This is a genomic window from Macrococcus epidermidis (genome assembly GCF_024205965.1).
Lineage (GTDB): Bacteria > Bacillota > Bacilli > Staphylococcales > Staphylococcaceae > Macrococcoides > Macrococcoides epidermidis.
In genome coordinates, this window is sequence record NZ_CP073819.1 from 885,693 (window position 1) to 906,924 (window position 21,232).

The 21,232-nt window shown below is 29.6% G+C and carries 17 protein-coding genes and 1 pseudogene; 10 read left to right on the forward strand and 8 right to left on the reverse strand.

Features of this window, described 5'->3' with window-relative positions; translation table 11 throughout:
- The first annotated feature begins 49 nt into the window (after positions 1-49).
- Positions 50-919, forward strand: coding sequence for a bifunctional UDP-sugar hydrolase/5'-nucleotidase (locus tag KFV12_RS04740; RefSeq protein ID WP_239242263.1), 870 nt, complete (start codon positions 50-52; stop codon positions 917-919).
- Between the two features lie 7 nt (positions 920-926).
- Here the strand turns inward: KFV12_RS04740 and KFV12_RS04745 are convergent, their stop codons facing one another.
- The 3 genes from KFV12_RS04745 to KFV12_RS04755 all read right to left on the reverse strand — a co-directional run bounded on the left by KFV12_RS04745 (position 927) and on the right by KFV12_RS04755 (position 2,289).
- Positions 927-1,526, reverse strand: coding sequence for a CPBP family glutamic-type intramembrane protease (locus KFV12_RS04745; RefSeq protein WP_111714414.1), 600 nt, complete (start codon positions 1,524-1,526; stop codon positions 927-929).
- A 4-nt stretch (positions 1,527-1,530) separates the two neighbouring features.
- Positions 1,531-1,713 carry a YkvS family protein gene (locus tag KFV12_RS04750; protein ID WP_111714415.1) on the reverse strand — a complete coding sequence of 61 codons (183 nt, stop codon included), beginning with the start codon at positions 1,711-1,713 and terminating at the stop codon, positions 1,531-1,533.
- 102 nt (positions 1,714-1,815) lie between these two features.
- Positions 1,816-2,289 carry a sigma-70 family RNA polymerase sigma factor gene (locus KFV12_RS04755; protein ID WP_111714416.1) on the reverse strand — a complete coding sequence of 158 codons (474 nt, stop codon included), beginning with the start codon at positions 2,287-2,289 and terminating at the stop codon, positions 1,816-1,818.
- A gap of 217 nt (positions 2,290-2,506) precedes the next feature.
- Between KFV12_RS04755 and KFV12_RS04760 the strand changes: the two genes are divergently transcribed.
- Complete coding sequence (locus KFV12_RS04760; RefSeq protein WP_111714417.1) at positions 2,507-2,986, forward strand: competence protein ComK; 480 nt, start codon at positions 2,507-2,509, stop codon at positions 2,984-2,986.
- A 29-nt stretch (positions 2,987-3,015) separates the two neighbouring features.
- On the opposite strand, the gene KFV12_RS04765 is transcribed toward KFV12_RS04760, so the two are convergent.
- Together KFV12_RS04765 and KFV12_RS04770 are read right to left on the reverse strand one after the other, a co-directional pair.
- Positions 3,016-4,599 (reverse strand): M20/M25/M40 family metallo-hydrolase, encoded by a 1,584-nt coding sequence (locus KFV12_RS04765; RefSeq protein ID WP_170122433.1) that lies wholly within the window; start codon positions 4,597-4,599, stop codon positions 3,016-3,018.
- A 155-nt stretch (positions 4,600-4,754) separates the two neighbouring features.
- Positions 4,755-5,744 (reverse strand): acyltransferase family protein, encoded by a 990-nt coding sequence (locus KFV12_RS04770; protein ID WP_254257422.1) that lies wholly within the window; start codon positions 5,742-5,744, stop codon positions 4,755-4,757.
- Between the two features lie 191 nt (positions 5,745-5,935).
- On the opposite strand from KFV12_RS04770, the gene KFV12_RS04775 reads away from it, so the two are divergent.
- Complete coding sequence (locus KFV12_RS04775; RefSeq protein ID WP_254257423.1) at positions 5,936-6,382, forward strand: MarR family winged helix-turn-helix transcriptional regulator; 447 nt, start codon at positions 5,936-5,938, stop codon at positions 6,380-6,382.
- A 115-nt stretch (positions 6,383-6,497) separates the two neighbouring features.
- Here KFV12_RS04775 and KFV12_RS04780 read toward each other — a convergent pair whose 3' ends face one another.
- The 3 genes and pseudogenes from KFV12_RS04780 to KFV12_RS04790 all read right to left on the reverse strand — a co-directional run.
- Positions 6,498-9,506, reverse strand: coding sequence for an N-acetylmuramoyl-L-alanine amidase (locus tag KFV12_RS04780; RefSeq protein WP_254257424.1), 3,009 nt, complete (start codon positions 9,504-9,506; stop codon positions 6,498-6,500).
- 247 nt (positions 9,507-9,753) lie between these two features.
- Positions 9,754-10,221: a DUF2538 family protein gene (locus KFV12_RS04785; RefSeq protein ID WP_111714422.1), complete on the reverse strand. Its 468-nt coding sequence runs from the start codon at positions 10,219-10,221 to the stop codon at positions 9,754-9,756.
- 280 nt (positions 10,222-10,501) lie between these two features.
- Positions 10,502-11,692: pseudogene (locus KFV12_RS04790) on the reverse strand (LCP family protein); the annotation flags it as partial.
- A gap of 345 nt (positions 11,693-12,037) precedes the next feature.
- Between KFV12_RS04790 and KFV12_RS04795 the strand changes: the two are divergent.
- From KFV12_RS04795 to KFV12_RS04825, 7 genes are all read left to right on the forward strand, one after another.
- Positions 12,038-12,847 (forward strand): ABC transporter permease, encoded by an 810-nt coding sequence (locus KFV12_RS04795; protein ID WP_111714424.1) that lies wholly within the window; start codon positions 12,038-12,040, stop codon positions 12,845-12,847.
- Positions 12,848-12,889: 42 nt separating this feature from the next.
- Positions 12,890-13,792, forward strand: a complete 903-nt coding sequence (locus tag KFV12_RS04800) for an ABC transporter ATP-binding protein (RefSeq protein WP_254257426.1) — start codon at positions 12,890-12,892, stop codon at positions 13,790-13,792.
- Positions 13,793-13,951: 159 nt separating this feature from the next.
- On the forward strand, positions 13,952-14,899 hold the full coding sequence (locus KFV12_RS04805; protein WP_254257427.1) for an SGNH hydrolase domain-containing protein: 948 nt from the start codon (positions 13,952-13,954) through the stop codon (positions 14,897-14,899).
- 123 nt (positions 14,900-15,022) lie between these two features.
- The gene (locus KFV12_RS04810; protein ID WP_254257428.1) at positions 15,023-16,306 is read left to right on the forward strand and encodes a glycosyltransferase; all 1,284 of its coding nucleotides are present in this window, start codon (positions 15,023-15,025) and stop codon (positions 16,304-16,306) included.
- 155 nt (positions 16,307-16,461) lie between these two features.
- On the forward strand, positions 16,462-17,667 hold the full coding sequence (locus KFV12_RS04815) for a glycosyltransferase family 4 protein (RefSeq protein ID WP_254257429.1): 1,206 nt from the start codon (positions 16,462-16,464) through the stop codon (positions 17,665-17,667).
- Positions 17,667-18,593, forward strand: a complete 927-nt coding sequence (locus KFV12_RS04820) for a hypothetical protein (RefSeq protein WP_239242853.1) — start codon at positions 17,667-17,669, stop codon at positions 18,591-18,593. Before KFV12_RS04815 ends, KFV12_RS04820 begins: the two co-directional genes overlap by 1 nt.
- Positions 18,594-18,595: 2 nt before the next feature.
- A complete protein-coding gene (locus KFV12_RS04825) occupies positions 18,596-21,229 on the forward strand; it encodes a glycosyltransferase (protein WP_254257430.1) in 2,634 nt (877 codons plus the stop codon).
- Positions 21,230-21,232 lie beyond the last annotated feature (3 nt).

Sequence of the window (21,232 nt, forward strand, 5' to 3'; positions counted from 1 at the left end):
AAAAAGTCATATTAAAAATCATGCTATAATATCACAAAGAGGTGGAAGCATGAAAAAAGGATTAATTAATATACATATTATAACAACAAATAACATCAAAGGTGCAATGTTTCAAGAAAATAATACATTTAATATTTATAAAGCAGCAACTTATATTAAATTAGCTAGGCAAAGTGGACAAGTTCTGTTAATTAATAATGGTCAGCTGATCACAGGTTCACCAGTGAGTGAGTATTATGCAGGTTTAAAAGAATATAAACGCATTCCATTAATATCACTTATGAATCTTTTGAAATTTAATGCAACTAATATTACGATTAAAGACTTTTCTTTAGGCTTTAATTATTTTAGCCGGGCACATGCGATGAGTGAATTTCCATTTTTATCATGCAATATTTTAAATGAATCTACGAAAGAGCCGTATTTTAATACCCCATATATTATTCATCAATATAAAGGTATTAAAATTGGTGTAATTGCTTTATCAGAAGCAGTGCAAATAGATCATGAAACAATGATTGCATCCAATCCTATGGCATCGATTAAAACTTGGATGAGATACATGTACGATAATGAGAGTCCGGATTATGTCATTGCATTACATAATGGACAAATCTCAGATTTAATTACAGAAGAAGATATTTTATGTGTAGAAGGTGTTCATTTATTACTGACAAATAATATAGCCCAGGGTATTGAGCATGAATACACTGAAATTATTCAATTACCAGAAAGTTCGTCGCTACTACATATAAAACTGATGTTTAAAGAACGTACAGACTCCTTTGAGAACAAAGGATGTTCATATGAATTTATAGATGTTTCTAGATATGAAGAAGATTATTTATTAAAAGAATCCACTTATTACGAAGAAAAAGAATATTCACTTGTCAGAAAGAAAAAAATCCTTAGTGACTAAGGATTTTTTATCTATGGATGAGCGTTAATATTATTATTGCAAATATTTGACCTATAATAGGTGTAATCAAACGTTTCGTATTATGATAGCTCAGAGCTAAAATAAACTGAGTTAAAAAGATGAAAAGCAATAACTCAATACTTAAGGAATACATAAATAAGCTTGTTACACATAAACTGATGATACAAGCTGAAACAAACTGATTAAATCGATCATCAAGATAATTTTGCAACATATTACGAAAGAACAGTTCCTGCAACGGTATAGATATAAATAATGAAATAATAAGCTGCCATTTTACATAAACACCAAGTCCTACAATTACTTTCAGTAAATGAAAATAAGTAATATCTTTCATTATGAAAGATAAGAAGGTATATAATATAACGATCACAAAACTTGCAAGAATACCTGTGATGATCGCGTCTAATAAACGCTTAGAATGAATATTGCGTTCATAGAAGATATAACCGATAGAAGAGAATAACATTAAGCCGGTATATAAATGCCAGAACACCTGATGTTCACTTCTCATTCCGAACAATATAATGTGAAAGATAGTAAATAAAATTAAAAAACCATAGATAGGCTTTTTTAAAATGTTCATTATTTTATGCCTCTGTAATGATTGTATAACGTTTATGGTTAATAACAGTTTTTTCAGGGATTTCTAATTTTTCGAAGTTTTCCATAATCGTACAATCCACAATCACTGAATTCTCATTAACTTTCTCAACGATACCTTGTTTACCTTCGTGAAACTCAATAATATCTCCAACTTTAGCTGCCATAATTTTTCCTCCTTAAAAACATGCTAATTGCTATTATACTAAATTTGATGCATATTGAACATAAAAATTTATTGATTATTCAATAGATTTTTAATGAAGTTTATTTTAATGATTGTGATAAAAGAAGGTTAACTTCTTTTGTGCGTTTTTCTTATATTTTTTTATTGTAGACACACTAACCTTCATCTCATCTGCTATTTCCTTCATTGAATAACCTTTCAAAAATAACGTCAGCCACTGATATTCTTCAAGATTTAAATAATGCTTTATTTCTTTTAATGTCAAATGATCATATGAATCATTGAAATGATTACTATGATATATAATGTCGTCATTCATTAAGATAAACCGTTCATTTCTTTTAGATAACTTTCTAATTTCATCGATAAAGAAAAATTTGAGTTTTGTATAGACATAGTGATCTTTATTAGATGTTTTGTTGGAATCATAAGATTGATCTAATTCCCAAAGTTTTATTAATGCCATTTGATAAAACTCATCAAAGTCATAAGTTAATTGATATTTATGAATGAGGTGAAAGATTAACTTTTCATATTTATTCTTTGTTTCTTCAAACATATTTTCCCCATTGAATATCTAGATATTCTATTTTTATTTCCGGATGAAGTAAGTATAATCAAAATTTTTGTTAATTAAAAATTAACATTTCGATAATAATTGTTTAGTTTATTAAATAAATATAGTTTTATTGTCAAAAATTGATTAAAAAGTGAAGTATTTAGATGGATTTAATTATAATAATGTAGAAATGATAATTTGATAAGAGGTGAATATTATGTTAGAAATGCCGCTTTGTGCAACTGATATGTGTATTTATCAAAGTCCGGAAGCTGAAGGGAAGACTCAAATTTATTCCTTTTGTGGGGAAGTTAGAATGGTTGATGAAAGGCCAGAAAAGTTATTGGATCAAACATTAATTTTCTTTGGAAGTAATATAAAAACCCGTAAGCAGTCTGCAAAAGTATTAACCAGGCATATGCATCATCTTCCAATTATTATCGAACCATCTATTCAATGGATGTATTATCCAATCCATCAGTCAAAAACGCATTTTCAATTATTTATACAGCATCAGATGATTTATCATTTTGAAGGTAAGAAGGATCAGACAAGAATACTTTTTATAAATAATATGGAATTGATTGTGCCTCAAAATATAAATTTTATACATAAGCAACATCAAAAAGCACTGTTACTCGCAGACTTACAATCCAAAATAATAAAACGGCAATTGCACTTAAGCAATTACCGTTAGAAATGTTTTTAAGGATTATAATGAATTTATTATTTGTCGATAAAAAATTTGTGGAAAATTTTATTTAATACAAAAGGTACTTCTTCAGATACACTTTTAATATGAATACGCTCAGTTAACTGATGTGCATCTTTCCCAAAAGCACCGATATTAATTACTGGTGCTTTTAATTTTTTCATAGCTGAAAAAGGTATATCGTAATGTGTTTTGAAACCAGGTGTATTATCAGCAAATATATTAGTATCACTATCATCGTGTGTATAGTTAACATAACTTAAATCTGAAATTCCATTAAAGTAATGAATTTTTGTTGTCTCACGATTAAACTGTTTCTTCATTTGTTTAATTGCATATTTTGTAATTGATTTTATTAATTTATCTTGACTGCTATTAACAGAAGGATAATAAGGTGCATTAAAGTATGTCACGACCGTATAATCATTACTGTTATCTAAAAGCAATAAATCTTTAATAACTGTCTGAGCATATAGACGATTATCAGATTGTTCTGTATTACTGATAATATTATGGATAGTTTCATAGCCATGTTTCTTTTTCATAGATTTAATTAATGCTTCAAAAGTTATTACTTTTATTTTTGGTGATGTTTCAAATACTAATCCTAAGTCACGAGAACATTCTGCAACAGTACGTTCAACGATTTGATTAAATAGTTTAAAAACATGTGCTGCACTTTGTTCAAATATGAATACGTTGTAGTAACTTGATGCCATAAAAGGTGTCTGTACATTGTAATCTTCTTTTAGATCTTTCAAATAGAGACTAACAGGTAAAGGTGTTTCTTCATTTTTATATCGTTCAAGAAATTGTGTATTGTATTCAATTTCAGAGTTAATACGACTAATTAAATAATTGGCACTAAGTCCATTTAATGGTTCTCCAACATGTGTTTCTTTTCCATAAACAAATACAGATGGCATGACTTTACCGATGCTACCATTATAAATATAATAATTTTCATCATGTGGAAACTGACTAAATGCAGGCTCACCATTCATGATCAGCAATAATTTTAAGTTTTCCTGTTCAATAAATTCCGATAGTTCAGAAACAGCACTTCTCATACCCGAGGAATTTACTTCTTCGTCAGGAACAGTTAATAAAATAATGTTAATTGGCCATTCTTCATGGATTGCTTTTTCAAGTATGCTTAAATGCATCATTAATCCAGATTTCATATCCATGATGCCTCGTCCAAATAAATACTGATTTGATAATATATCAGATTGATGATACTCACTAAATTCATTAAGGTTATTAGCAAATGATTTTGCTAACGCATCACTATCGAATGCATATGCTTCAAATGATCCATAATCATTTGTATCAACAGTGTCATAGTGGCTCATAATAATCACCGTATCATCTGTTACATGTGAACGATACATTGCAGCTACAGCATTCTTGTGATCATTCGTCTCAATTAATTTAATATGTGAATCATGCTGTTTAAAATAATCTAATTGTTTTAGTGTCCGTTTAATATAAAAAGGAAAGTTGACTTCACCTTCAGTATCTGTGATGCTGTCATGTTTAACAAGGTCTTTTAAAAGTGCAATTCTGTCTTCTGGTGTTTGCCAAAGTAAACGCATAAAAAATCTCCTTAAATTCATATTTAAAAGCAATATGTAATTTTATTTATATCAGACATATCCGGCTCTCTTATAATAATTATACATATTTCTTCACAAATAAAAAATATTAAATAAAATTAATTCATATTAAATTTACAAAATTAAAAAAACCTCTAATGAGGTTTTTTAATTTCTACAACCGGTGAGGTTATCTTTTTAGTAGCATTCATACTAAGTGTATAAACTAAGAAGATGGTAACAAGAATCATAAAGATTAATATTGAAGCCACATGATCATTAAAATATTTCCCCCAATTATTTGCTCTGAATAACCCAATAAACATACCATGTAAGAGATAAATGAACATGGTTCTTGAGCCTATATACGTTAGAGGAAGTTTTCGGTTCGGTACAACATTTAAAAAGCTTGCAGTGCTAATTAGAATGATTACATAAATAATGGCACGTTTTAAGCCACTATACAGATCAGAAGCTTCATGTTCAAGTTTGATATAGGGTTTGCTCCCGAAAAGCCACTCAAAATTAAAATCTGTTAACATATAGAAAATAAAAACAATCGTCAACATAAATATAGAAACAGGAATATACTTCTTATTTCTAATATATTTAAATTGTTCTGGTTGCGCATAATACCCAATTAAAAACAAAGGAAAGAATACAAATGTTCTTGATAAACTTAAAGTATTATTAATAAATGGTAAATAGCCGACGATTATTCCTATGATGAATGAAACGATTAGGGTAACCCAAGGATTTATATCTTTTACGATAAATAGCATGACCTGCCATGAAAATAAGCTGAGTAGAAACCACATCGCCCATTGCGGATCGAATGGATTTAAATCAACGGTGTTTACGTCATCGATAAAATAATAATAAAAAGCATAAAAACTTTGAAAAATAATATAGGGTAATAATAACTTCTTAGTTACTTTTTTGATATACCCTGCTTTATGTATGCCTTTAGCAAAATAACCAGAAATCAATACAAATGCAGGCATATGAAAGCTATAGATAAACATATATAAAGCTTGTAAAAAATGGCTTTCATTTATGAAAGAACGTAATAAATGACCAAAAACTACTAAAACAATTAATAAAAATCTTGCGTTATCAAAATAATGATCTCTTTCTTTATTCATAAAAAATCTCCTTAAAAATATTCTCACAAAAAATTAATTATATTGCACACTTATGAATTAAATCTACAAATTAAATATGCTATGATAAAATATAAATAGCTCACAATTTTTTATTAATTCATTATATATCGTTGCTAAACTAAATAATTGGGCTTATAATCTATATAAGAAAAAAGTTGGGAGACAATAACATGGATGAAAAGCGACTTAAAAGATTTGGACAATTAATTTATTTTATGGATTCTAAAATTGATGAAATTGCTTCTGCAGAATTAACTGATGTAACTTTAACGCGTGAACAATTATATATGCTAGAACTTATTGCATCAGAAGAAAATATGACACAAAAAAAGTTAATCTATAAGTTAAATAAAGAACAGACAGCGGTTTCGAGAGCAATAAAAAAATTAGTTGATAACGGTTTTGTAAAAAAAGAGCAGAGTATTTATGATTTAAGATCTACCGTCTTAATTGCAACTGAACAAGGTGAAAAAGCATTAGAACGTGCAGAAGAAATTAAAGCTAAAGTTGTACGTAGCTTTATGCGAGAGCTAAATTCTGCAGAGTCTGAAGAATTGATTCAGTTACTTGAAAAAATATATCATTCATTTGCTATTAGAGATCCATTTCGTTTTTAATTGTAAATCATCAGCTATTAGTAAATCGACTTAAATATTCAATTTAGTATTATATAGCCTAAATGCCGAAAAAATAACCTTCCTAATAACTATTAGGAAGGTTATTTTTTTAACATTAGATATATTCATGAACGATATAATTTAATCCATCTAGACCTAATGACTTATATAAACGCGCGATATTTTTCGCGTTGTTAGCAGCCCATCTAACATCTGTTGCATATTGATGTGTTGCAGTATTTTCTGGATTCCAGCGCATTTGATGAAGCGTACGCTGACCGTTGTCAATATATGCTTTACGTACGTATTCTGCACCACCGATGATTGCTTTAGAAACAGAATCCCAACTGTTTTGCTTAGCGTATGCAATACCACCTAATTCTACATTATTATCAGTAGCTTTAGTACCATAAGTATTATAGTATTTCTTCGTTGCATTTTCAATAATACGCGTATTATCGTCACTGATACCTAGACCGTTTGATAATCTGCTTTTTCCATGTCCTGTTTCAACAAGCGCATGTGCGATTAAATAGATTTCATTAATTTTAAATTGTTTTGCTGCAGCTGCAAAAGCAGCCCCCTGATTTTCTAAAACACCTTTTCCAGCAAGTAGTTTATTTAAATTTTTAGCTGAAATACCTTCAGATTGCCCTAAATCTAAAAATTGATACTTTAACTCAGGATCATTTAAAGCATTTTTTGTATCCATATTCGCTTTAATTTCACTATCTTCTGCTAAACGTTCGTTATATACTCTTGCTGGTGTTGAGAATACTACTTTAGGGCCCGCATTACGTGCAGGATTTTTTAATCGAGATTGTTTCGCAACAGCAACTTCTAAACTTTCAGGTGCTTTTAATTTTACGACATTTTGTGAATAAAGATAGCTATCTGGAACATATCCAGTTGTTTTATCATCTAATAATACTTTATGCCAAACAGCATTGCCAACTTTATCTGTACGAATGACTTGTATAGTTTTAGAAGATAATGTACTTAATTTTTTAATACGTTGAGATTTAGAACCACCAGGAATTGAATAAATATATCCTGAAGATTTCTTAATCGTATAAGGCATCTTTGTCCATGATACTGTTTTAAATTGCTTTTCTTTAATAAATGTATCACTGATCCAACCTAAAAATTTATTTTTTGGATCGGCTACACCATAATATTGCTTGTTATTTTTCTTTGCTGACTGATTAATGTAGAGTTGCATATTAACCGGCTTTGTCTGTGCTTTTTTTGTAGATTTAATATCTGTATATAAAACAGTATTCTTAGCATCTGTGCGACCAATTAATTTAACATTTTTCATGTCAGTAATTTTAACGGCAGTCTTTGATGGAGAAACTGATTTTAAGGTCATTTGATTTAAATTAACCCAGCCAGTTAAAGCATTCACTGTGCCAAAATAATATGATGTTTGACCTACTTTTACAAATTGAGAAGCTTTAAATTCTTTTCCTGTTAATCCTTTTAAACTTCCAACCACTTGTTTTGAACTACCCCAAGGTGTTGAATAAATACTTTTAGCAGTACTATTTAATGTAAACCTTTTTGACGTTTTTGATGGTGGAGTAATCGAAAATGATTTTGTATCTTTTGCTTTTACCCAACCACGTGGGATGTTTTTATTGTCAGTTAATGAATAATAAGTAACACCATCTAACACAGCTTTCTTGTTTACATAATAAGCGGTGTTTGATTTTGAACCTGCTTTCGCTGTCGCAGGGTTACCAACTGAAGTATACACATCCGTATTTTGCCATTTAATTTTGGCAATACGACGTTCATTCGATGTGACGACTTTGCCCGTATTGTTTGGTGCAGGAGTCATCTTAGGTGGTGTGTTACCCGGTGCTGGCACAGGTGTGGCTGGCATCTTGCCAGTTAACTTATAATTATATTTTTCAGAAACAAGATTGTAGAATTCATCGAAAGAATAGTTGTTGGCCTGGAACCACCCGATTGGATCAGTATGATCAGTTCCACCAAGGAAGTTTGATACGCCTTTATGATTCCAAACAGTACCATTACCATCATAGTGAGCATTATCTAACGGTAAACCGTAATATAATAAATTTGTAGCAAAGTAATCTGCATAATTATTGATAGAGCGGCTAAATGCTTCTTTACCATATACACGAACTAATTCTACGTTGATGAAACGGGGGTTTGCAACAGGACCAGCTCCCCATGAAATATAATCAGTATCTGCAACTTCAACGATACGCTTATCATCGATAAATGCATGTACGAAAGCATTCGTGTAATTACGTTTCATATAAGCAATTTCACCATCAATTTTAGATGTAGGGTTAGCTGTTTCGTGTGCTACGATACCTTCCGGTTTAGCGACACCATTGCGATATGCAATTTTTGGTGAATTGAAAAAGCTTTTTTCATACACAGGAACTGTCCAGTTATTATATTTTATGACTTCATTAACTGACATAGAATCGATATTTTTTGCTTTAGTTGTTGCCGTAGTTCCTAAACTTCTTGTTTTTGTAGTTGAAGTAATTGCTGTTTTTTTAGGTTGAACAGCTGCAGTAGGCGCTTCAGAAGTAGCCGCTTCAACAGTTGGTGTTACCGTAGAAGTCGTATCTACATTAGGCATTTCAGTAGTAACCGCTTCAGCCGTTGGTGTTTCCGTAGAAGTCGTATCTACATTAGGCGCTTCAGTAGTAACCGCTTCAGCCGTTGGTGTTTCCGTAGAAGTCGTATCTATAGTAGGCACTTCAGAAGTAACCGCTTCAGCCGTTGGTGTTTCCGTAGTTGTCGTATCTACATTAGGCGCTTCAGTAGTAACTGCTTCAGCCGTTGGTGTTTCCGTAGTTGTTAGTTGTGTAGTTGAAGCTGTTTCAGTATTATTTTTTACTTGAGTTAATGAATATTGTTCAGCAATAGATGCAGGATTTGATAAATCATTTGTAGTAATCACATTAACTGGAACTTTTGATTCATTAGCAGTACTTGGATTAACTGTTTCGTTTGTCGTGCTATCAATTGCGTCTTTTTTTACAACCTCATTTTCTGCAGCATAAGCAGCTGTTGTTGTACCAGCAAACATCATTAACATTAGTGCAGGTGTTTTGTAATAAAATTTATTATCCATGTGTACTTCCTTTCTCAATTTAATTCATAATTTCATTCTCTTCTATTATAGGGACATTTATTCAATTAGTATATAAAGGATTTGAATTGTAATATTACTTTAATATATGAAATACTAAATTCATAATGTAAATTAATATATGCACACGTTTAAAGGATTTAATTTATTTTTTATTTTCTTAAAATTTTGTTGAATAAAAAAACCACCATCAATTTATATATCGAAATTGGTGGTGGTTTATATTTGTTTAATGCATTTTTAATATTGCAGTATATTGCCAAAATAATTGCATATGGTTCATATCCCAGTGAGTCATGCCCATCGCATACCCTGATGGTGTAAAGATCTGGATGTTGGATACTTCTAAAACGGCTGCAATTAAGTATTGATTAAATACATCAAGTGATGTGAATGTTTGACTTAAATTTTCACCATCAAATACGAAATCTAATGGCACTTCATAATCAAAAATATTAATTTGATTGAATATCGCTGGAATTGCTAATATATAGCATGCACCGTCCATAAGAGGATTGTTTCCTGCATCAGTATAATATATTAACAAAGCTTCGTAATTCTGCTGATGATAATCATCAACAAAATAAAAGTCTTTACGTTTATTTGATAAATCACGAGGTGAAGCAATGATTTCTTGTAATTTATCAAACATTTGGTTAATTTGTTCATACTTTTCATAGGTTTTACGAGTTGCCATAAAGGATCACTCCAATTTATTGTTGATATTGAGGAACAGTATTATTTTGATTTACTGGCTGCCTCACAACGTTTTGTGGTGCTTGACCACTTTGATTGTTACTATTTGCATTGTTATCACTTCTAATAATATTTGTATTAGTAACAGAATTACCATTTGAATTGTTTGGATTAACTTCTGAAGTAGCGGGTGCCTGATTGATTATCTGATTATTATTTTGTTGTGGAATTACTGGTGCCTCAGTAATAACAGGAGCAGGTGCAGGCTCTTCTATTACTGGTGGTGCTTGTTCAGTAACAGGCGCACTTTCTACAGTTTTTGGCGCTTCAGTTTCTATAGATTTTGATGAACTTTCATTATTAGTTTCGTTTGTTTTATTCTCTATTGTATTATTTTTCTTATTTTTCTTCTTTTTGTCTTTCATCAGTTGTTTAAAATCTTTTTCAATTTGTTCAAGGTCAATCTTTTCTAAAGGTATTAAATTTCCTTTTAAAGCGATAACTTTATAATCGAGTAATGACGATTTCTTCTCTTCAGGTAATTGTAAATCTTTGCGTAGAAGTTTAGATATCTTATAAATATGTTCAAATACTGGATTATAGTAGTAAACACCGTTATACATATAATCTGTACCTTTTAACTGCATTTGTTTGAACTCTACATCATTAGAAGTATAGTAGGAAGCCAATGATGTAATATTTTCAAAGGTTAAATTATGTTTTGCATTATTGCCGACAATTTCAACGAGTTCATCTAGTTTTGAAATAGAGTTGGTATCTTTCGCTTTTTTAACGATTGCTTCAATCATTTGCATTTGACGTTTGCCACGGCCTAAGTCTGTATCCACATGTCTACTTCTTACAAGGGCAAGTGCTTCATCACCGTTAATTAATTGTTTTCCTTTTTTTACTTTGATTCTACCTTTATCTAATTTTGTAGGTTCATCGATATCAAATGGTACATTAAATTCAATGCCACCTAATTCATCGACGATATCAACAAATGCCTGCATGTTTACACGTGCATAATAATCAACAGGAACATTAAAGATGTTTTCAACAGCATGCATAGAGCTTTCTGGACCACCCTCAGCATGTGCGTGCGTAATTTTATCATATTGCTTTACAGAAGGAATATAAGCTAAAGTATCACGAGGGATACTCACAAGTCTTATTTGTTTATTACTACGGTCAAATGTAGCTAGTATCATTGCATCCGTACGTGCTTCAGACACTTTCTGGCCATTTTCTCTTCTGGAAATGCTATCGTCAATACCTAAGAATAATACAGAAATATGATCCATTGAAGGATCGACAGCTTTTTCTCTCAAATTAGATTTATCACTATTTTTGCTAAACGACAAATCAATTGCACCTTTTGTTGTACTATATAAATATGCAGCATAGGATACAGGTACAATTACTAAACTCAAAGAGAGTAAAATTAATATTGCTCTGAAAGTCTTATTCATATTATGCTCCTCAAATTAGTTTAATAAACTATTAAATTATATAGCTAATTATGTAAAATAACAATAAAAATAATATCTTTTTATCTTTCGATATAATGTAATATGCTAATATAATTAGATTAGAATACAAAACATGAGTATTTAATAAGATACTTAGACAAAAATTCGTCAATATTTCATCAAAGCTACAATATAAAGGTTTTTAAATATTGAAAATGATTGTAAATAAAATTAAATTGTTGTAAATTAAAAGTTGCATATTATCGAGTGTATTAAATATTGAATTGAAATCTATTGACAATCTTCTTTGTTTTTAAATTTCAAAGTAAAAGGGAGTAATTACTTTTGAAAGAATTATTGAACTTAATAAAAGAACAAATTTTGCATTTTCATTTAATACGAAAACTTGCAATATATAATATCAAAAGTAAATATTCTAATCATTATCTAGGTGTATTTTGGAATATATTGCAACCATTAATGCAGGTAGGTTTATATTATGTCGTCTTTGGATTAGGTCTTCGTGGTGTTCGTCATGATGTTATAGGAGTCCCGTTTATTATTCATTTAATTAGTGGTCTGTTTCCTTGGATGTTTATATCACAATCAATTATTGGAGGATCTTTAGCGATTTACCAAAGGTTAGGATTAGTAACAAAGATGAAATTTCCGTCTAGTGTATTATTATCAATCTCTTTTACGAATACATTAATTAACTTAATGATTACAACAAGTATTTTATTCTTACTATCATTGTATTATCATCTAGTGCCGATTTGGCATTATTTATGGTTTTTCTATTTTATTATTGCGAGTTATGCACTAATTTTTGGAATTTCATTAATAATGAGTACATTAGTTATTATTGTTAGAGATACCAATAACATCCTACAAAACGTTATGCGTATGGCTTTCTTTGTAACCCCAATTTTTTGGGCTATTGAAAATGCAACACCTATAATGGTTAAAATTAACGCTTTTAATCCATTCGGTTATTTAGTAGGGACTTATCGTGTAGCATTTATCCGTGATCATGTAAATGTTTATGGTAGTTGGCATGATCATTTATATTATTGGATGATTTGTTTACTATTATTATTTATTGGAAGTCAAGTACATTATAAATTTAGAAATAAACTGGTTGATTATCTATAAACAAAATAACATTATAAAATAATAAAATTGGAATGATAAATTATGGAAAAAGTTATTGTACGTAATGTTTCTAAGGTATATGATTTAAACACAAATAAAAAAGATAAGATTTTATCTTTGTTTAGTTTTAAAAAGAAAAATATATTAAAACCATACTATGCTTTGCGGGATATAAGTTTCACTGTCAATGAAGGGGAATCTGTAGGAATTATAGGATTGAATGGATCTGGAAAATCGACGTTAAGTAATTTAATCGCAGAAGTGACACAACCAACTACTGGGAGTATACAAATCAATGGAAAAAGTTCATTGATAGCAATATCAGCTGGACTTAATAATGATTTGACAGGTGAAGAGAATATTAGAATGAAATGTCTTATGCATGGTTTAAGTGAGCAACAAATAAATGAAAGATTTGATGATATAGTATCTTTTTCAGAACTTGATAAGTTCATATATCAACCTATAAAATCATATTCAAGTGGTATGAGATCAAGATTAGGTTTTGCAATCGCTATACATACGGAACCAGATGTATTAATTGTAGATGAAGCTCTCAGTGTTGGAGATGAAACATTTTCAAACAAATGTCTAGAACGTATGAAAGATTTCCAAAAACAAGGAAAGACAATATTCTTCGTGTCTCACTCAACACCTCAAATTAAGAAATTTTGTGATAAGGCTTTGTGGTTAAGCTATGGTGAAATGGTGGAGTATGGTAATACAACTGATATAATAAATAAATATACAAGATTTGTTCGTGGATTCAGAAACAAATCTAAAGAAGAACAAAATGAATATAAAAGAGAAATGATTGCAAAACAACAAATAGGCTACTTAACAAAAAGTGAAAAGAATAGTTTGGATTATAGGAATATTTTTGTATTTATTGTATTAACTTTAGGAACAGTTATTTCTACTATAATACAGTATTTTTATAACTAACTAAGTTAATTTAGGAGTTACCTTGAGTAATTCCTTTTTTTAAAACTCGAAAATATTTTAGATTAATTGTATCTTTTTTGTAAATTTCAAAAATTTCTATACAATTTTTGAAATTATAATTATAATATAAATTAAATAAGTTAATAAAAAGGAGTTATTATGAAGAAATTATTTATATTAGTCAGCTTTTTTATTTTTACAGCATTTTTTGGACTACAATCTGAATCTCAAGCTGCAACTGAAAATTTGAAGACACATCCAGGAGTATACGAAAATAGGTTAAATTGGTATCCATTCAAATCATTAAAACCTTATACTAAGCAAGCTTTTACGGATCATAATCAAGGTTTTATAGACGGTTGTCATGCTGGAAAACGAGAATCAATTACTAAAAAAGTTTGTAAGTATGGAAAAGTGAAAGATTATAAATATACTTTAGCAATATTAGGAGATTCACATTCTGCACACTGGTTAGCTGCTGCGAACAAATATGCTGGACAAAATGATATTCGTATTATTTATGCAACAAAGAGTGGATGTTTATTAACAACCTCAAAAGTACAGAATTATGAAAGCTGTAATGCTTGGAATAAACAAATTATTCCTGCTATTAAGAGATACAGACCGGAAGTGGTTCTAACAAAAGCGAATAATACTCAAAATGGTTATAGACATGATGAAGGAATAAATGAAAAGTTTAAAGAATTAGCTGACAATAATATGAAAGTTTTTGCTATAAGAGATACTCCTTATTTTAAAGTAAATATACCTGAATGTTTGAGAAAGTATGGTAGAAAATCAATTAAGTGTGCAGTACCTAAATCTCACATACCTCCAAGAGCTGCATGGATAGATAGAATGAAAGCACAACCAAACGTAAAATATGTAGATTATACAAATTTAATTTGTAATAAAGGTAAATATTGTTTCCCGGTTCAAGGTAATGTTATTATGGTTAGAGATAGACATCACTTAACAAATACATATTCTTCAACTTTTGGTTATTATATTTTTAAAGATGTTTTCCCATATTTAAAAGAAGCAAAGGCAGAAAAAATTGCTAAAAAGAAAGCTGAAAAATTATCCCAAAATCAAACAGCTTTTTAATAATTACAAATAAAGAAAACACAGGTAAAAATTTTTCCTGTGTTTTCTTTATTCGTTAGTAATTTAGAATAATATGATAAAATATTATAGAATAATAAAAAGTGAATTCGAAGGTGAAGAGAATTGAAAAAAGTTACGATGTTTGTCTGGAATCATTTTACGAACGATGCTCGTGTGAATAGAGAGTGCACCGCGTTGTCTGATAATAACTTTGATGTACATCTTATAGCGATCGATGATCCTAAAGATGAAAAAGTATTACAAGAAGAAAACGTGAAAGATAACTTTAAAGTATCGCGTGTGCAACGCTATCCTTCTTTCATTACAGCATATCAAAAAGACAAAAATTCATTTCTGATAAAAGTAGGTACAGTAAGTACTGTCATTGGCGTTACACTTCTTTATTTTAATCTTATGCTGTTAATATACTTTGCATCTTTATTATTGATGATGGCGCTGAGCGTTAAACTTAGAAAAGTTCGTAAAAATATTGTCAATGCAGCAATTATCGGTCGAATGATAATTAAAGGTTATAAAGATAATGCCGATATATATCATTCAAATGATTTAAATACGCTACCGCAGGGGATTATTTGTTCAAAATTTAGATTGAAACCTAAAAAGTTAGTTTATGATTCACATGAAGTTCAAACTTCAAGAACAGGTTATAATCCTAAAACGATAAAATTTTTTGAGTCATTCATGATAAAATTTGTTGATGAAATGATGGTAGAAAATCATACACGTGCGAAAAAGAATGAAGAGTTATACGGTTTTTATCCAAAAACACTATATAATTATTCGGAATTATATGATATTGAAGAAAAACCTGATGTTGACTTACATGCTGAGCTAGGATTACCGAAAGAAGAAAAGATATTATTATATCAAGGTGGTTTGCAGCAAGGTCGTGGTTTAGAACTTCTAATTGAAATGATGCCTCAAATTAAAGAAGGTACACTTGTATTTTTAGGGGCAGGTAAACTTGAGAAGACACTGAAAGAAATGGCGACACAAAGTTCTGAAAGTGATCGCATTAAATTTGTTGAAAAAGTTCACTTCAAAGCACTTCCTTCATATACAAAACAAGCATATTTAGGGTTTCAGGTACTACAAAATATTTGTTTTAATCATTATTCTGCAAGCTCAAATAAATTGTTTGAATATATTATGGCTCATGTACCAGTAGTGAGTTGTAATTTTCCTGAAGTTAAAGCAGTGGTGGATCAAGGTGTCGGTATTTCAGTAGATAGTCACGATATCAATCAAATAGCAGAAGCGGTAAATAAACTTGTTGCAGATGAGACATTACGTGATCAATATAGTGAAAAATGTAAAGTGATAAAACGTATCTATAACTGGGAAAATGAAAAACAAAAATTATTAGATGTTTATAATGCCCTATAAATTAATGCCCGTAAATGTTTATATTTACGGGTATTATTTTTGAATTAATGTTTTAATGTATTGTTATAAATATCTTTTATTAATTGGTATAATATAAACAATATATTAAATATACAAAATTTCACGTTAACTATTTAGATGATTGGAGTTATTCTATGGGTCGAGTTTTATTGGTTACTCAAAATTTTTATCCTGAAATTGGTAGTGGCGCAAATCGGTATAAAAATATTTTTACATTATTAAATAAGAATGGTATCGAAGCAGATGTGCTGACATCTGATCCTTCATATCCCAATGCTTCGATGTACAGGACTGATGAATATTGGAATGATACATATATCAATGATAAGAAGCGTCAAATTTATAGAATTAAGACGTTATTAGACAAACAATCTAAATCTCATATTAAACGTATTATGTATTACATAGAGATTATGCTACATACGTATAAGTTCATTAATAAAAACGCTAATCATTATGAAAGTATTATTGTTACAAGTCCAAATATATTTATGCCACTTGCAATTGCACCGCTTAGGAAGAAAATTGATGCTGAAATTATTTTAGATGTCCGAGATTTATGGCCAGATAGTATTTATGCTTTAAATATTAAATGGATTAATTTATTTAAGCCTGTTCTTAATTATCTTGAAAGATATATTTATAATCAAAGTGCAAAAATTATATATAACCATCGAGGTTTTAAAAATCATATTCTTAAAAGAATGAAAAGAAAAGATAAACCTTTACTATATTTACCTAACAGTATAAATAAAGAAGAATTAAATTCAGTATTAACAAAAAAAGTAGAAGAGTTTACAGTTTTCTATTCTGGTAATTTAGGATTTGCCCAAAATTCTGATGAACTTTTAGCCATAGCACAACGATTGAATCAATTAAATATAAAATTTGATGCGATTGTATATGGATTACATGCAAATGAATTTAAAGAAAATGTACGCAAATTAAATTTAGAGCATGTTACGATTTACGACGTTTTACCACGTTTAGAATGTTTAAAATTTATGAAAGCAAGGCATTTATCGTTATCTTTACTCATAGAAGATGATATTTTTATGAATATTTTACCTGGGAAAATTATAGACTCTATCAGCTTAGGAATTCCAGTAATCACAAATATAGGTAACGAAGCTTCAGAGATGATTAACAATAATTTTCTTGGTTATGCAAAAGAGAAAGCCAGTATCGATGATATTATTACAAACATTCAGACATTCAAATTAGATTCAGAAAAGTATGAACATTATTGTAATAATTGTTCCGACTATACAACGAAACATCTTGTTTGGGATAATAATATTAAATCATTGATTGAATTAATTAATAAGGAGAATAAATAATGAATCTTTTAGAATTATATGCGACGAGAGATTTGTCATTCTATATTTTATGTCAGGAAAATGAAGATGAATTAATAACAGCAGTAGATGATAAATCTGAAGCGATTGGTGTATTGAGTGAACTTAATCAGAAAGTAGTAAAAGTAATAACTACAGAAAAAATAGATGAACAAGTTTGGGGATTGATTGAACAAAACGGCGAGCTTAGAGGATGGATTAAAATTATTTCGTCAATTTTATTAACGAGTATCGATCCTTTGACGGTTAAAGTAAACTTAGATCATTTCGAAGTTGTACCTATTAATAAAATGATAAATGCGAAACGTGATTATCAGCTCTTTTTTAATACAGGTAGTTTTACAGCTCGTGTAGCGCTTGAAGTAGAAGGTAGAATGACTTTAGGACTTTATAAAAAATCTCAATTCATAGGTTTCGTTTATGAAGATGATATTCATTATTCAAAGAAAATGAGCGAGCCGATGATAGCTAAAAATCTTACTACAGATGTATGTTACAAAGATTCTGATTTAAAATCTCAATTCAGTCAATTTATAGACTTTAGTGATGAACCTATAACGATTGTATTAGCTTTTCCATCAATAGATTTAGTTCGTTTCCATCATAGAAATAAATATTATTATACTAAAGCACAAAATTTACATGGCTTTGATATCACTTCAATTGAATTTACTAAACCTATACTAGATACTAATTCAAGTTTAATTAATAATCTTCTCGGTTTATTTGATGAAGAGAGAGAAACTTCGCGAAGTATCATACAAAAATTAATCAATGAAAATATTGCTTTGACGGAGCAAATTTATAAAGCAGAAGACCGTAAAGCACGTTTAGAAGAACTTTATAATAATTTATCTAATTCTAAATTAGGAAGAATCCAAAGACAAATATGGAAGAGGAGACGTTAGTTGTGGTAAATGATGATAAGAAAGCAATTGAAACTGATCAAACTGTAGAAGATATTAATTTTGAAGAAATGTCTAAAATTGAAAGATATAAAACATACTATGATATGCTGGAAACGAATTATAATCTAGCAAAATTTCATTTACTGAATGATTCTGATTATCATTCTTTCCATAATTATTTTAAATTAGTTGATGAAAAAGCTAAAATTGACTTCTTTAATGAAGTCGAATCATATTTTCCGAATTTAAAAAAAGTTCAACCAAGTACTTATTTCAAAAAGTCGGGTAAAAAAGTGGCGATTATCTGTGATGAGTTTTTGTATAATTCATTTAAAGATGTTTCTGATCTAATATATATTTCACATAATGATATTGACAAAGTCTCTTCATTAGATGTTGATTATTTTATGTATGCAACGAGTTGGCGAGGCATTGATATGTCCTGGGAAGGTAGCGCTAGCCCGAACAGTGAATTGAGACAAGATATTTATAACATCATTAAAAAATTTAAGGACAGAAAAATAAAGACAGTATTTTATTCTAAAGAAGATCCCGTCAATTACAACTTATTTAAAGATGTTGCTGAATTATGTGATGTAGTATTTACTAGTGCAAGTGAGATGGTACCGACGTATGTTGAATTATGTGGTCATGTTAATGTCCACAGTCTTCAGTTTGGAATTAACCCTTATTACCATAACCCTATTGGAACGCGTTCAGATTATGCGAAAAAAGTTAAAGATGAAGTTTTATTTGCTGGAAGCTGGCTAACAAAATATCCGACGCGTAATAAAGAGACAAGCATGATTTTAGACGGTTTAATTCATGCAGAAAAAGAGTTTACAATTATTGATAGAAACTTAAATCTTAAGAAAGATCGTTATCTATTCCCTGCAAAATATATTCCATACCTTACTTATCCGATGAATCATGAAGATTTAATGAATACACATAAATTATATAGATGGGCGATTAACTTAAATTCTGTAAAATACAGCGAAACGATGTTTGCGAATCGTATTTTTGAATTACAAGCCTTTGGTAACCTGTTGTTATCTAACTATAGTGTAGGCGTTAATAATCAGTTCCCAAATGTTTTTATGATTAATAATAATGCTGATGTTAGTCCGATTGTAAATAATTATAATGAATTAGATTTACGTGAATTCCAAGGTAAAGCAATACGTAATGTATTTAGAGAACATACAACTTATCATCGTTTATCTTATATTGAAAATATTGTTTTAGATACACCACTTTTGGAAGAACATAATCGAATTTTAGTGGTAAACGTAGAAGATAGTGAAGTGGTAAAAGAAAATTTCGAACGCCAGCTATACGTTGATAAAACATTAGTAAATGCATCAGAACTCTCAACAATTAATTTAAATGAATATGATTATATAACATATATGAGTAAACAAAATGTTTATGGAGAATATTATTTAGAGGACTTGTTAACGCCATTTAAGTTTGTAGAAGTTGATTTTGTAACTAAAAAAGGAAATGGCGAAGTCCATAACCTGATCAATCAATTCTCTGATGAGACACTAACGATGTTTAAATTATCAAGCTTAAAAAACATTGAAGAAAAAGAGGCTTTAACCAATGGTTATTTAGCTGATGACATAGAAATTGAAAATAACAGACGCGTGCCAAAGTCATCTAAAAAATTAAGTGTTATCGTTCCTATTCATAACAATGGCGTTTACCTAGAAGATAAATGCTTTGCAAGTTTAAGACGTTCTAGTATTTTCAATAAAATGGAAATTGTATTTATAAATGATGGTAGTACGGACGAAGAAACGATAAAAATCATTAATCGTATCCGAAGAAGATACCCAAATCATATTGTTTATAAAGCGTTTGAGCAAGGATCAGGCTCTGCATCACGACCTAGAAACGTAGGTATTGAACTTGCAACGTCACCTTACATAACATATCTAGATCCAGATAATGAGGCGATGGGTGACGGATATGCTAAATTATTTGAACGATTAATGAGTGATTCTAGTTTAGATTTAGTAGTAGGTAATATAATGAAAGAAGATAACGTGCGCCGCTCTAATTTCAACTTTGCACAAACGATAAAAAAATATAATCAAAATCAATTGTTGATAGAAAATACGCATCAGTTTATGAAAGATTCTGGTTTAAGAGCGCAAAGTATTCAGGCATTAATTGTTAAAAAATCAATTATTGAAAATAATAATATTAGGATGGTTGAAGGGGCTGCTGGACAAGATACAATGTTCTTCCAGGAGTTGATGCTTTATTCAAATAAAGTGGAAGCGATGAATGTATATGTTCATATGTATTATGCAGCTGTATCAGGGTCTGTTACGAATACAATTGGCGCAAAATTCTTTGATAAATATTACAAATTAGAGACGGAACGTATCCCTTTCCTAAAAAAGCATAAATTATTAGATGCTTACATGACAGAAAGATTTAATTTTTACGTTAAAGGTTGGTACATGGTTAGGTTTGATAGAATTAAACCGGAAGAAAGACATCAGGCTATCACAAGATTTTTAGATATTTATAGCTTGTATGATGGTATTAAACGACCTCAGGATATTGAATTAAATGAAACAATTGCTCAGCTTAAAAAAGAGGTAAATTATAAGGGGTGAAAT